The following is a 13593-nucleotide window of genomic DNA, read 5'->3' on the forward strand; positions in this document are numbered from 1 at the left end:
TCTTGAAAAGTATCTTCAAAAAACTAGGTTCTGTCGCTCTTTATTCTTTAGTTATTTATGGGGGCTTAAACGCTATCAATACAGCATTATTGCCGAGTGAATACAAAAAATTAGTGGCTTTGGGCTTTAAAAAAATCAAAACATTCCATCAAAGACATGACGACGAAGAAATTACAAAAGAGGAAAAAGAATTCGCCACTAACGCTTTGAGAGAAAAATTACGAAATGATAGGGCGAGAGCAGAGCAAATTCAAAAGAATATTGAAGCGTTTGAAAAAAAGAACAACTCTTCTATTCAAAAAAAAGCGGCTAAGCACAAAGGATTACAAGAATTAAACGAAATTAACGCTACCCCTTTGAATGACAACCCTAATAGCAATTCTTCCGCTGAAACCAAATCTAATAAAGATGATAACTTTGATGAGATGATCAATAAGGTGAATGGAGCTTTTGTGAAACCTGCTGCTCCGCTGGTGCCTGATGAGTGGAGAACCCCTGAAATTGAAATCGTTATCAATGAGTGTATTATTTCAAGCAACGATTACGATGGGTTAAGAAAGTGTTTGATCAAAGGCATCAAGGATCAAAAAATTCTTGCCCCCTTATTAAAAAAAATTCAAGAAATAGAGACAGAAAATAACAAGTTTTCTAGACAACACTTGAGTGGTTTAAAACTCGCTCTTCATAACAGCAACAATAAAACCTTTCTTATAGCTTCGTGCGCTATTTGTGAGAAGAGAAAAAAAGAAATGGAGCAAGAAAATAACTACCAAGATACTACAAATGCAATTGAGTTTGGAGCTAATGATGCAAAAGAAAACGAAGCCAAAGATGCAGCGTTTTCAAACAATCGCTCTAAATCTGAACTGCCCAATAGCGTCATTAATCAAATAGAACAAAGCATCGCTCATGGAAAAAAATAGCGATCAAAATTATTAGATCAAAAAACAACTAGAGAAACAAATCCCAAAGGTTAGAAATCATAGCCTATCGTCTCAGAAAAATCATTTGACAATGATCTTGCTTGATTGCCTTTCTTGTAGGTATTGCCGCTTACTTTGTTCTAGGGATCTTTCTAATGCGTCCAACTTCTCTAAATAATTTAAAAAGACCTTGTTGTGGGCCAACATAAGCTTTCTGATTCCTTTGATGAAATTTTTATTCTTTAGGCTTTCTACAAGCGTCTGTGAAGCAGTGATTAAGGAAGTTGTACCTCCAATGTTGCTCTGATACGCCTTTAGAGAAGTTTCTAAACGCTCTCTTATATTTTGTTTTTCTTGCTCGATTTTCAGTTTCCCTTCACAATAAAGAACTAAAACTTTATCGGATATTCCGCATTGTTGCTCAGCAGTGTTTTGGTCTAAGGGATTGATTTTCATATAGGTTAATAAAAGTTCAGGGCTAGACATATAAGTCTTGAAAATCACATCTTCTGAGATGAAAAATAACTCATTCGCTTCAAAATTGGCTTTCAATAACGCTAAATCTCCTCTCAAAGCAATGGCCGCTTTTTTGATGTTTAGAGCATCTTCTTCACCCGTTGTATCATTAGCGCTAGGGCTAGTGGTTGAAAAAATCTCATCTAAGTTTTTGAGCACTTGCTGGTTGGTCTCTTTGTAGGTGCTATCAAGTTGCTTTAAGCCGCTTGTTATATCTTCTGCCATCAAAACAGACAATAGCAAAAAAGAAGATATGGTATTTTTCATGAGTGTTTTCATTTGACAATAACTTTAGAGCTAGCAATGTTTCTTGCTGTTGTTTCTCTCTCTAATTTCAGTTGTTCTTCCCAAAGATCGGCTTTTTTTTCAAGATTCTCTATATAGTTGAAATGATTTTCTGCGTTTAAGATAGCAACTTCTATGAGCGCATTCAAATCTACTGATCCTTTTAAGGTTTTGATTTGTTCATTGATCCCATTCAAATAAGCGATATTTTGAAAATCTGCATCATTCAGTTTATTTTGAATAAGGGCTACAATCTTTCTGTAATTCTGAATAACCTGTTCCATAAGGCAAGCTGAAATTTTTAGCCCATCAAGATAGGGGCATTTTGTGGGCGTTAGAGTAAATGTTTCAACGATTCCAAATGGTGTTCCCATGCTTGAAAAAAAACTAAGAGCAGGCGCGTAGATGGCGCTTTGAAACAAAGCCTGACCCGTTAGGGAATTATAGTCAATAAGAGTTGCTTTTTGCATAGCTGTTTTCAACCATGTTTCAAAACCTTCTAAGGTTTCTTCAAACGCCTTGATACCAATCGTATTGTAAGCGATGTATTGAGCGTTGTCAGAAGAACTTCCCAGAGCTTGAGAAAGCATTTCCATTTGTGTTTTTAGGGTAACGCTCGGTTCAAAGCTGTTTTTTAACGCTTCTAAGAGAGCGTTTTGCTGGTTCATTTTGAGCTTGATTATTTCGTTATTTTTTTGGAGCGCAATTTGCATGTTTTGGATTTCTGTTTGGGTATTAATTTTTTGTTTTTCCACGATCATTTTGACATTCCCCCCCAATGCACTAAGCGCGCTTGAATACCCTTCCATGACGCCAAGCAAGATGTCTGAACCTGCAAAAAACCCCCCTGTCATGCCATTGACACCATTAATAACGCCATTAGCCCCTTTTAACATAGCGCTCATAGTTGCAAGCTGAGTCCTCAATTCTCCCTCTATTTGCGCTTGAATGGCTTTTTCTTTGGCACTAGATTGAGCCTCTATGGCTTTTAATTCGGCTTGAGCGGTTTTTTGTTTGGCTTGTGCATCTGCCTGAATGGCTTTTAAGGCAGGTTCAAGCGTTATTACTGCCCCTGCACCATTCAGAGACAAGCCACAAAAAGTCAAGAAAGAAAATATGCTTAAAAAACATTTCACATCTCTTTCCTCACTTCACGATTATTTTAGTTTGCACCCTTTCTGTTAAGTAGCTATCTTTTTGCCCCTTAAGTTTGTCTTTGATGTAATCAAGATAAGTCAAATGCGATTTCAAAAAAGATTTATTCGCTACTATATTGTAATTATATAGCGAGCTTATGTTAGAAATCGCTTGAGTGTCATAGGTGCTAGTAGCTAATCCTGATTGATTAAGTATCATTTGAGAAGCGTTCTGCAACAAATTGGTATTGTTTTTCACAAATTCTATATAGTATTCTCTCAAAATTTCTGCTACTTTTTCAGCATAGCAATAAACGACAAGAACTTTGTCCCCAATAGGGCATGCAGGAGTGGTCATAGGATTAACGCCTGAAGTTAGGGCATTAGCGGCTAACGCTTGGTATTTGGCATAAACAGTGGGCATAGAAACACTCATAGGAGTCATAGAAATTTGCATGCAACTAAAAAACACTTTTGATGAGCCAACAAGCGCACCTAAAGCGGTACAGTTATCAAGGGAATCGGCTGTATCATTCATTGAGCTGTTGCTTGCTTGAGAACGCAGTTGCTCTTGTAGAGCTAGGGTGTATTTTGGTGCTGCACTTGTAATATTGCCTAAGATACCGCTCATTATTTCAACCGTTGTTGGCACACTAGGAACAGCGATTTGATTCGTCGCATAAGCTTCAATAGCGCTAGGATTTTTAGGGGTAGTGTTACTCGCTAAAATGCTTGCAATCTGACTATTAACAGCACTAATTTGCGCGCCTTGCGTGTTGCCTTGCGCGTTAAATTCCCCTGTTAATTTGCTGATATTTAAGATATTGTTCCCCACAGCCATGCTTTGATCGTTAAAACCCTGATACAATTGGTTGTATTGTTGGTTAGCGGCTTTCATAGGCATGCTTACGGCTTCAGCGATGCTCTGATTGTATTGGGTCATGATAGCGGTCATTTGCGGATTAGTAAATCCCACAACAATAGGAATAATCGCTGCTGACATAGCACCCGCTACTATTCCTGCAAATGGCCCTGCAACACCACTTGTGCTTGAGATGATTGAGGAAATTTCCGATAAGAAGCCTGCAGAAGATGATTCATATATAGCTTGTGTACCTGCCATGTTAATACCCCCCTAGTTAATACCCTAAGATCGGTGGTAAAAACGATGAATCTGAGTATGTTGGCGCATAACCATACATGAAAGGATTGTTTGGACCGTAATCGCCCATCATTTGGCTCATGAGAAGATTTTGAATGCCCCACATCGCATTGATGCCTAGATTATCATTAGGTTGAAAACTCCCTAAACTTATGTCGTCAAACTTGATATTAACATTCTTATCGTTATAGTCATTGAGTATGGCCACTTTTTGCTCTAGGGTTTCTTTAGGGATCTCTATTTTTAGTTGATCTCTAGAAACAAGCCCCACGCTATTTAGCGCCATATCTTCAGGACTAATATCTTTTATATCAGTGTTTTGGTCAGCGTTAAGCGGAGCGTTAAACATGCCAATGATAAGACACCAAGCAAATAGTAATTTAATTTTATAAAAATTCGTTTTCATATTTTTGACTCCTTTATTCTTATTTTTAGCACTATTTTAGCGCATTAACACCACTCAATCGCTGTTTTTGTTTTGATTTTTTTGATCGAGCATTTTGTTTGTTACTTCATCAATGTTTTGAAAATATTTTTCAAAAAGCTCTTTCTTTTTAGCTTCAACGTTCATATCAATTTGAATCCAATTAGGAACAATGGAGTCCATGATTAAATGCGTGAAGTCATAGGCATGATTGGTTGGGTATATTTTGTTCTGAACATAGTATTCTAAAAAATTCGCTTGAACAAAAAAATTCTCTATATCGCTTTGCATATCCTCGCTTACATTGTTATTGATAGGTTTTTCTAGTAATCTGAGAATCCTATACGACTGCATGATAGTTTCTAGCATGAAATAAACATAAACATAAACTAATGAGACAAAAGAATTATTGGCTTTAAACGAGCTTGCGTCATTTTTCCCACTTTGAAGAGGAATCAATCTTGATAATGTTTTTTGGGGATCTTGCCCATCGTTTATTTCTTTAAAAAAGCTGAAGTCTAAATCCTGATTACTGAGAAATGACTTGACAAAGTGGAGATTAGCATTGAGACTATCTATGAGACCTGAATAAAGGTGTTCTGTTTTGACATCATCTATATTTAAAACATTCTCATAAAACACATTGACATGGTCTTCTAAGAAATTAGAAAAATCATAAAGAGTGGTAAGGTTTTGTTCAGTGATTTCGCCTTCCATTTCTTCTTCTATGAAGTCCAATTCTTCTTTCAGTTCAAAAAGATAATTAGAAAAACTATCCAAAATCGTCAAGACATCATTTTCTAAAATTTTCAATAATTTTTGTTCGCGCAAACTTTGTTTCATTTTAATACTCCTCTATTTGTTGATACATTTGCCTTAGGGCCTGATATTTATCTATGATACTATGGTTTTGGATAATCTTGTCAATTTCTTTGACAAATACAGTATCCGTGGATAAAATTTTCAAATATTCTTTAGGAATGCCTCTCAAATTAAAACTGGCGATAACGCTAGGGCTTCCATCTTGTTTGTAGAGGATTTTCCTATCTAGCCCCTTAGTGATGATTTCAAATTCTTTTTCTGTAACATTAGCTAATCTTTGGTAATCAGAAAGATTGCCCCCATCGTTTCTCAAAAAAATCTTTGTAGGGCATTGTTCTCTAATAGTATCAGCAATAGGGCAAGCCAAAAGATCAGTGATGCTTTGAGTCGCAAGTCTGACAATAGCGTTTCTTTTCCTTGCAGTTTTTAGCATGTCTCTTACAAAATAAGCGACCTTTGGATCGCCTAAATATTTCCACGCTTCATCAATATCTAAGACAAATCTACGCCCATCCATTGCCTCTTGGATACGAGCGAAAAGGTAAAAACAAATAAAGGGCGAAACATCATTATTGTCTAAGAAACTTGACCCATCAACGCCAATAATCGTTTTTGAAAAATCCAAGCGATCGGTTGCTTTATTATCAAAAAGCCATTGAAATTCACCATTGGTTGATTTACAAAAAGGCGCTAATCGCGCGACAAGCCCATTAGGATCATTGTGGTCTTTCCCGAAAGCATTAATAAGTTGAGTGATGGGATAATCTAGGTTCATATCTCCTGTGATAAGGTTGGTTACTGCCGCTGCAAGCGTATTAGAATCTGCTAGGCTAAAAGAGATGCTGTTACCATTTTCATCTTTTTCATCGCTTTTGGTTGCTAAGTTTTTCACAAGCTCTTTGACAACAGAAATAGCTGTTTGTTTTTGCTCCATTGTTGCATTGGATTTTTGCACACAAGCCGCCCAAGCAAAAGGATTTAATCCTGTATCTGTCCCTAGCTCAATCTTGACATACTCCCCACCCATTGCGACAATATTCCCATAAGCGCCATAATCTTTATCCATATAGACCATAGTGAGCTTTTGCTTGTCTTTGCTGACATTAGCAGGAAAATTGTGAGCAAATTGTCCCATAGCGTTCAAGGTCATTGACATAAACACTGTCTTACCTGAACCGGTTGAGCCAAGTATCAAAGTGTGTCCTGCTGAAGCTGAACCAAAATCAGTAGGCATGTGGAAGTTCAGATAAAAAGGCGAATTGATCTCGCTTTTTAGCGTCATCACACTATTGCCCCAAGCGTTATTCTCTTGATTGCCATCAAAACTCATAGCCCTCATGGCGATGAAATCAGCAAAATTATTAGAAGTTACATCAAAAATAAAAGGAAGCGTGATAAAAGAGCAATGTTTGGCAAAAAAGTAATTTTCCATAGAGAAAGTCGCTGCGTTGGCTAAAAAACCTTTAGCGTTAAGACTAGAGACGCATTCCTTAACGCTTTGTTTCATTTTTTCAAAGCTATCAGCAAACAGCACTAAAGAATTACCATAACTGCCTAGCGTAATATCACCATTACCCACTAATTCGCTCAAGCAACCTAAAGTCATGCCCTGCTCTTTAGAGCCTCCACTAATAATAATTCTTCTAGAGGTGAAAGCTAGTTTGTCCTTTAAAACCTGTGAGTTTTTAGGCGAATAAGCATGCATAAAGATGAATTCGCTGTCTAGAGCGTTGATTTTATCAAACAAATCGCTCTGTGATTTAGGGGCGTATTCACTAATCTCAATAGCGCTAAAATATTTTTCACTCAAATCGTCATTTAAGATTTTTCCATGTTTATTGGCAAAATAAACTTCTTTCACCCCACCATGCATTTTTTCCTTGAGATACAAGTCTTTTCTGTTGCAAATAAAAGGGGCTTCATTCATTCCCACAAGAAAATTGTAAAACTCGCATTGTTTGGAGTAAATAACCCCATCTTTGGTGTATTCTTTTAATCTGGTGGGGTGGTATTTACTCAATAGCTCTTCTATGAGCTCTATCCTATCCTTGAAGTTTTCAAGCTTGGCTCTAATAATCCTTTGAAACTCTTCAAAATTATTGTCTGCAAAATGCTTTTTATTCATAACGGGTTCATTGAGAGTGTCTAATAAATCTTGCTCTATGGTCAGAAAAAAACTAATATCATAAAAACTTTCTCTCTTTTGCTTCTCATTATAGGCTCGCATAAAATCATTAGAAAAAGCAAGGCTATAGTCCCTATTGGTTTCATCAACAACGATTTTCTTTTTAACAGTGTGGAAATAAAATTTGAATTCAGGGGTAACAAAATTCCTAAAAACGCTATAAATAGAAGCGTGTAACTCTATGAGATCTTTTTTGGAAGTGGTTAAAAAATCAATGCCCCCCAATTTGATTGTGCCTAAAAGAGAATAGTTGTTAGTAAGGATCACCCCATCATCTAAAAAACATTCATAGTTATTCGCTAGATAGGAGTTTGCAGCGCTCACAAGTCTGTCTTCTCTGTTTGGATTTAAGTGGATGTCATTAGCCATTTCTTTACTAGGCTTCATGGAAAAAATGCTCATGAACGCTTTGTTTTTCACGCCCTTAAACAAAAAAGGTTTTTTAAATTTCATCGCTCGCTCCATTCTTTGATAAAGCCTGTAATCTTTCTTGAATCCAAGAGCTACAAGCACAATAACAATCGCTACAATCAAAACAGGTTCATAGGCTTGGAAAAGAATAACAGATAATACAATGGTTACAAACAATATAAATATAGAAGAATAAATAAAAGTTTCAGGGAAACCAAACAACCTATTCCCCCCATCAAACAAGACTTTAAAAAAGGGATTGACACCCTTTTGCATGTCTGCTTTAAGTTCTTCTATTTTTTGAAACTGTCGCTTTTGAACCTCTTGCTCTATGATTAGCTTTTTTTGTTCGTCAGCTTGCTTGCTTGCCACAAACACCCCTCTCTTTTATAGATATACCGCTTCACATGTAATCGTATAAAAGATTTTTTTGAGAGACTCTACGGTGCTAATATGCTTCAAAAGATCATTAGGGTCATAAGAATTGAATACGGCCAATAAAACATTATATAGCTTATCATCGCATAGAATTTCTCTTGTTTCTCCGCGCAATGACAGAAAGCAACGTTGTTTGTTGGTCGTGCTGATGCTTTTGAAAGTAAAAAAGTCTTTCACTTCAGGATTGATCTGTAATTCTACATTCAATCCCATTTCTTTACCCTTCTCATCAAAGATTTTTTCAATAATTGGATCGTAATGCTTCAAATCCTTTATTTTTTTAAGGACTCTATTGACAATCACGAAATCAAAAACTTCATCTTTGATAATATCGGGATTGATTTCTTTGAAAGTTACTTTCTTGTCTTTCAAATTTTTGATAGTCGCCTTGAAACTATCAAAATCTAAATTCGTATAAACACGCCCACTAGGAGTGTTTTTTTCTTTTTCTAGTGCTTCTTTTTTGGCTTGATTATCATCATTTGCTGACCCATACGAACTGAAAACAACGAAACTTAAGAGAACTTTTAAAAAAAAGTCTCTTAGTTTTTTATGACTATTATTATTGATCAATTTAGCTAGCTCCTCCACTTTCGCCAATATTGAAGCCAAACTTAGTGCTCAAATAGATAATACCGCCTGCCACCGCTAACATAGCTATGGGTTGCGCATAAGCAAAAACAGTCGCCTGACCTCTTTTGATGTCATCAGAGATTTTCCAAATATCTGCTATGCCTTTGACCCCTAGAGCGCAACCACCCACGATCGCTAGAACAGAAATGATCTGAATCACCAAAGTTTTAGTCTCAGTGACGCCTGCTGTAGGACTAGTGACCGCCATTAAAGGATTGGTTGTTATCGCTAGCCCTAAAGTGACTACAACTTTCTTGTAGCTGTCAGTGATTCTTGTAAGAAATTTCATGCGTTTCCTTTCAAATTGAAATCAATTGCTTGAGTATATCAAAAAAAAAGTATTTTTATACTATTCATACAAGCACTACTTCATAATTTAAATCAAAACCGACGCTTTTGTTTGACAATTGGCACCATTTAGAAACAATAAACCTACTTGTCCCAACCATTTTTCTTTCTCAAGTCGTTGTAGAATTGTAGATCTTTAGGATCTTTGATGTATTTTTTAATCGTCTCAGGTTGAAACCTAAAAACAAGCAAAAACAAACCCAAGCTGATCAGAGTGAGAATAAAGCTCCATTTCAAGCAACTCCATAGACCACTAAAGAAACTTTTTTTGAAGCTGTCTTTGAAAATCTGTCCTATTGATTTGTTTTCCATTTTGTTTCCCAATGTGGATCACAAACGCCTAATTGCAGATATATACTTAATGGTAAGCATGGCACACACAAACCAAACTATTTTTAGAACGCTTCATGCACCCACCTTGCTTCCAACCATTTCTTTAACCATACTTTAAGCATTGCATTTGATTTCTTCTTAAAACTTGTTCATTTTAGCAAGTTTTTGTTAATTGTGGGTAAAAATGTGAATCGTTCCTAGCTTTTAGATGCCTGCAACGATTGGACTTTTTCAATATTAACAATATTAATGAAAAAATTCCTAACATTTGTTGTATAATAAAAATGTTCAAAGACCTGAATTGATCACTCAAGTGTGTAGCGATTTTTAGCAGTCTTTGATACCAATAAGATACCGATAGGTATGAAACTAGGTATAGTAAGGAGAAACAATGACTAACGAAACTATTGACCAACAACCACAAACCGAGGCGGCTTTTAACCCGCAGCAATTTATCAATAATCTTCAAGTGGCTTTTCTTAAAGTTGATAACGCTGTCGCTTCATACGATCCTGATCAAAAACCAATCGTTGATAAGAACGATAGGGATAACAGGCAAGCTTTTGATGGAATCTCGCAATTAAGGGAAGAATACTCCAATAAAGCGATCAAAAATCCTACCAAAAAGAATCAGTATTTTTCAGACTTTATCAATAAGAGCAATGATTTAATCAACAAAGACGCTCTCATTGATGTAGAATCTTCCACAAAGAGCTTTCAGAAATTTGGGGATCAGCGTTACCGAATTTTCACAAGTTGGGTGTCCCATCAAAACGATCCGTCTAAAATCAACACCCGATCGATCCGAAATTTTATGGAAAATATCATACAACCCCCTATCTCTGATGATAAAGAAAAAGCAGAGTTTTTGAAATCTGCCAAACAATCTTTTGCAGGAATCATTATAGGGAATCAAATCCGAACGGATCAAAAGTTCATGGGCGTGTTTGATGAATCCTTGAAAGAAAGGCAAGAAGCAGAAAAAAATGGAGGGCCTACTGGTGGGGATTGGTTGGATATTTTTCTCTCATTTATATTTGACAAAAAACAATCTTCTGATGTCAAAGAAGCAATCAATCAAGAACCAGTTCCCCATGTCCAACCAGATATAGCCACTACCACCACCCACATACAAGGCTTACCGCCTGAAGCTAGAGATTTACTTGATGAAAGGGGTAATTTTTCTAAATTCACTCTTGGCGATATGGAAATGTTAGATGTTGAGGGAGTCGCTGACATTGATCCCAATTACAAGTTCAACCAATTATTGATTCACAATAACGCTCTGTCTTCTGTGTTAATGGGGAGTCATAATGGCATAGAACCTGAAAAAGTTTCATTATTGTATGGGGGTAATGGTGGTCCTGGAGCTAGACACGATTGGAACGCCACCGTTGGTTATAAAGACCAACAAGGTAACAATGTGGCTACAATAATTAATGTGCATATGAAAAACGGCAGTGGTTTAGTCATAGCAGGTGGTGAGAAAGGGATTAACAACCCTAGTTTTTATCTCTACAAAGAAGACCAACTCACAGGCTCACAACGAGCATTGAGTCAAGAAGAGATCCGAAACAAAGTAGATTTCATGGAATTTCTTGCACAAAATAATGCTAAATTAGACAACTTGAGCGAGAAAGAGAAGGAAAAATTCCGAACTGAGATTAAAGATTTCCAAAAAGACTCTAAGGCTTATTTAGACGCCCTAGGGAATGATCGTATTGCTTTTGTTTCTAAAAAAGACACAAAACATTCAGCTTTAATTACTGAGTTTGGTAATGGGGATTTGAGCTACACTCTCAAAGATTATGGGAAAAAAGCAGATAAAGCTTTAGATAGGGAGAAAAATGTTACTCTTCAAGGTAACCTAGAACATGATGGCGTGATGTTTGTTAATTATTCTAATTTCAAATACACCAACGCCTCCAAGAATCCCAATAAGGGTGTAGGCGTTACGAATGGCGTTTCCCATTTAGAAGCAGGCTTTAACAAGGTAGCTGTCTTTAATTTGCCTAATTTGAATAATCTCGCTATCACTAATTTTATAAGGCAGGATTTAGAAGGTAAACTATGGGCTAAAGGATTGTCCCCACAAGAAGCTAATAAGCTCATCAAAGACTTTTTGAGCAACAACAAAGAGTTGGTTGGAAAAGCTTTAAACTTCAATAAAGCTGTAGCTGAAGCTAAAAACACAGGCAATTATGATGAAGTGAAAAAAGCTCAGAAAGATCTTGAAAAATCTCTAAGGAAACGAGAGCATTTAGAGAAAGAAGTAGCGAAAGATTTGGAGAGCAAAAGCGGCAACAAAAACAAAATGGAAGCGAAATCTCAAGCTAACAGCCAAAAAGATGAGATTTTTGCGTTGATTAATAAAGAGGCTAGTAGGGAAGCAAGAGCGGCCACTTACGCTTCGAATCTTAAAGGCATCAAAAGGGAATTGTCTGATAAACTTGAAAATGTCAACAAGAATTTGAAAGACTTTAGTAAATCTTTTGATGAATTCAAAAATGGCAAAAATAAGGATTTCAGCAAGGCAGAAGAAACGCTAAAAGCCCTTAAAGGCTCGGTGAAAGATTTAGGTATCAGTCCAGAATGGATTTCAAAAGTTGAAAACCTTAATGCAGCTTTGAATGAATTCAAAAATGGCAAAAATAAGGATTTCAGCAAGGTAACACAGGCAAAAAGCGACCTTGAAAATTCCGTTAAAGATGTGATCATCAATCAAAAGATAACGGATAAAGTTGACAATCTCAATCAAGCGGTATCAGTGGCTAAAGCAATGGGTGATTTCAGTAAGGTAGAGCAAGCGTTAGCCGATCTCAAAAATTTCTCAAAGGATCAATTGGCTCAACAAGCTCAAAAAAATGAAAGTTTCAATGCTGAAAAAAAATCTGAAATATACCAATCCGTTAAGAATGGTGTGAATGGAACCCTAGTCGGTAATGGATTATCTCAAGCAGAAGCCACAACTCTTTCTAAAAACTTTTCGGATATCAAGAAAGAGTTGAATGCAAAACTTGGAAATTTCAATAACAATAACAATAATGGACTCAAAAACGAACCCATTTATGCTAAAGTTAATAAAAAGAAAGCAGGACAAGCAGCTAGCCCTGAAGAACCCATTTATGCTCAAGTTGCTAAAAAGGTAAATGCAAAAATTGACCGACTCAATCAAATAGCAAATGGTTTGGGTGGTGTAGGGAAAGCAGCGGGCTTCCCTTTGAAAAGGCATGATAAAGTTGATGATCTCAGTAAGGTAGGGCGATCGGTTAGCCCTGAACCCATCTATGCTACGATTGATGATCTCGGCGGACCTTTCCCTTTGAAAAGGCATGATAAAGTTGATGATCTCAGTAAGGTAGGGCTTTCAAGGAATCAAGAATTGGCTCAGAAAATTGACAATCTCAATCAAGCGGTATCAGAGGCTAAAGCAGGTTTTTTTGGCAATCTAGAGCAAACGATAGACAATCTCAAAGATTCTGCAAAAAACAATCCTGTGAATCTATGGGCTGAAAGTGCGAAAAAAGTGCCTGCTAGTTTGTCAGCGAAACTAGACAATTACGCTACTAACAGCCACACACGCATTAATAGCAATATCCGAAATGGAGCAATCAATGAAAAAGCGACCGGCATGCTAACGCAAAAAAACCCTGAGTGGCTTAAGCTCGTGAATGATAAGATAGTTGCGCATAATGTGGGAAGCGTTCCTTTGTCAGAGTATGATAAGATTGGATTCAACCAAAAGAACATGAAAGATTATTCTGATTCGTTCAAGTTTTCCACCAAGTTAAACAATGCCGCAAAAGACATTAAGTCTGGCTTTACGCAATTTTTAACCAATGCATTTTCTACAGCATCTTATTACTGCTTGGCGGGAGAACATGCAGAGCATGGAATCAAGAACGCTAATACAAAAGGTGGTTTCCAAAAATCGTAAAGGATTAAGGAACACTAAAAACACCCCTTTGCTAAAGCAA

At 36.7% G+C, this 13593-nt stretch carries 12 protein-coding genes; 3 read left to right on the forward strand and 9 right to left on the reverse strand.

What is annotated here, in order from left to right; all coding sequences use genetic code 11:
- Positions 1-2: 2 nt before the first annotated feature.
- Positions 3-923, forward strand: a complete 921-nt coding sequence (cagN, locus tag DV63_RS10970) for a cag pathogenicity island type IV secretion system protein CagN (protein ID WP_000835525.1) — start codon at positions 3-5, stop codon at positions 921-923.
- A gap of 81 nt (positions 924-1004) precedes the next feature.
- Here the strand turns inward: cagN and cagL are convergent, their stop codons facing one another.
- The 3 genes from cagL to DV63_RS10985 are packed head-to-tail and all read right to left on the reverse strand — an operon-like array spanning position 1005 to position 3815.
- Positions 1005-1718 carry a cag pathogenicity island VirB5 family T4SS-associated adhesin CagL gene (cagL, locus tag DV63_RS10975; protein WP_000854581.1) on the reverse strand — a complete coding sequence of 238 codons (714 nt, stop codon included), beginning with the start codon at positions 1716-1718 and terminating at the stop codon, positions 1005-1007.
- Complete coding sequence (cagI, locus tag DV63_RS10980) at positions 1715-2860, reverse strand: cag pathogenicity island type IV secretion system translocation protein CagI (protein WP_000649580.1); 1146 nt, start codon at positions 2858-2860, stop codon at positions 1715-1717. Before cagI ends, cagL begins: the two co-directional genes overlap by 4 nt.
- A gap of 10 nt (positions 2861-2870) precedes the next feature.
- Entirely contained in the window at positions 2871-3815 is a 945-nt protein-coding gene (locus tag DV63_RS10985) for a hypothetical protein (RefSeq protein WP_000125252.1), read from the reverse strand.
- On the opposite strand from DV63_RS10985, the gene DV63_RS18455 reads away from it, so the two are divergent.
- Positions 3802-3999, forward strand: a complete 198-nt coding sequence (locus DV63_RS18455; RefSeq protein WP_000562351.1) for a hypothetical protein — start codon at positions 3802-3804, stop codon at positions 3997-3999. The two genes, DV63_RS10985 and DV63_RS18455, sit on opposite strands and share 14 nt — an antisense overlap.
- On the opposite strand, the gene cagG is transcribed toward DV63_RS18455, so the two are convergent.
- The 6 genes from cagG to cagB all read right to left on the reverse strand — a co-directional run bounded on the left by cagG (position 4000) and on the right by cagB (position 9595).
- The gene (gene cagG / locus DV63_RS10995) at positions 4000-4428 is read right to left on the reverse strand and encodes a cag pathogenicity island type IV secretion system translocation protein CagG (RefSeq protein ID WP_000855883.1); all 429 of its coding nucleotides are present in this window, start codon (positions 4426-4428) and stop codon (positions 4000-4002) included.
- A gap of 54 nt (positions 4429-4482) precedes the next feature.
- Positions 4483-5289, reverse strand: coding sequence for a type IV secretion system chaperone CagF (gene cagF / locus DV63_RS11000; RefSeq protein ID WP_000814247.1), 807 nt, complete (start codon positions 5287-5289; stop codon positions 4483-4485).
- 1 nt (position 5290) lies between these two features.
- Positions 5291-8242: a cag pathogenicity island type IV secretion system ATPase CagE gene (gene cagE / locus DV63_RS11005; protein WP_000495971.1), complete on the reverse strand. Its 2952-nt coding sequence runs from the start codon at positions 8240-8242 to the stop codon at positions 5291-5293.
- A 9-nt stretch (positions 8243-8251) separates the two neighbouring features.
- A complete protein-coding gene (gene cagD, locus DV63_RS11010; RefSeq protein ID WP_031202270.1) occupies positions 8252-8875 on the reverse strand; it encodes a cag pathogenicity island type IV secretion system protein CagD in 624 nt (207 codons plus the stop codon).
- Between the two features lies 1 nt (position 8876).
- A complete protein-coding gene (gene cagC / locus DV63_RS11015; RefSeq protein ID WP_000670882.1) occupies positions 8877-9224 on the reverse strand; it encodes a cag pathogenicity island type IV secretion system protein CagC in 348 nt (115 codons plus the stop codon).
- A gap of 143 nt (positions 9225-9367) precedes the next feature.
- Positions 9368-9595: a cag pathogenicity island protein B gene (gene cagB, locus DV63_RS11020; RefSeq protein WP_000428886.1), complete on the reverse strand. Its 228-nt coding sequence runs from the start codon at positions 9593-9595 to the stop codon at positions 9368-9370.
- A gap of 412 nt (positions 9596-10007) precedes the next feature.
- On the opposite strand from cagB, the gene cagA reads away from it, so the two are divergent.
- The gene (gene cagA, locus DV63_RS11025; protein ID WP_000180729.1) at positions 10008-13553 is read left to right on the forward strand and encodes a type IV secretion system oncogenic effector CagA; all 3546 of its coding nucleotides are present in this window, start codon (positions 10008-10010) and stop codon (positions 13551-13553) included.
- Positions 13554-13593: the final 40 nt, after the last annotated feature.

It is taken from the genome of Helicobacter pylori FD535, from assembly GCF_000296015.2.
In the GTDB taxonomy this organism is placed as follows: Bacteria; Campylobacterota; Campylobacteria; order Campylobacterales; family Helicobacteraceae; genus Helicobacter; species Helicobacter pylori_CT.

Bases quoted from the DNA above. Each gene is read 5' to 3' on its own strand.
- cagL (WP_000854581.1), bottom strand. From the start codon at position 1,718: ATGAAAACACTCATGAAAAATACCATATCTTCTTTTTTGCTATTGTCT.
- DV63_RS18455 (WP_000562351.1), top strand. From the start codon at position 3,802: ATGATAGCGGTCATTTGCGGATTAGTAAATCCCACAACAATAGGAATA.
- DV63_RS10985 (WP_000125252.1), bottom strand. From the start codon at position 3,815: ATGACCGCTATCATGACCCAATACAATCAGAGCATCGCTGAAGCCGTA.
- cagG (WP_000855883.1), bottom strand. From the start codon at position 4,428: ATGAAAACGAATTTTTATAAAATTAAATTACTATTTGCTTGGTGTCTT.
- cagF (WP_000814247.1), bottom strand. From the start codon at position 5,289: ATGAAACAAAGTTTGCGCGAACAAAAATTATTGAAAATTTTAGAAAAT.
- cagC (WP_000670882.1), bottom strand. From the start codon at position 9,224: ATGAAATTTCTTACAAGAATCACTGACAGCTACAAGAAAGTTGTAGTC.
- cagB (WP_000428886.1), bottom strand. From the start codon at position 9,595: ATGGAAAACAAATCAATAGGACAGATTTTCAAAGACAGCTTCAAAAAA.
- cagA (WP_000180729.1), top strand. From the start codon at position 10,008: ATGACTAACGAAACTATTGACCAACAACCACAAACCGAGGCGGCTTTT.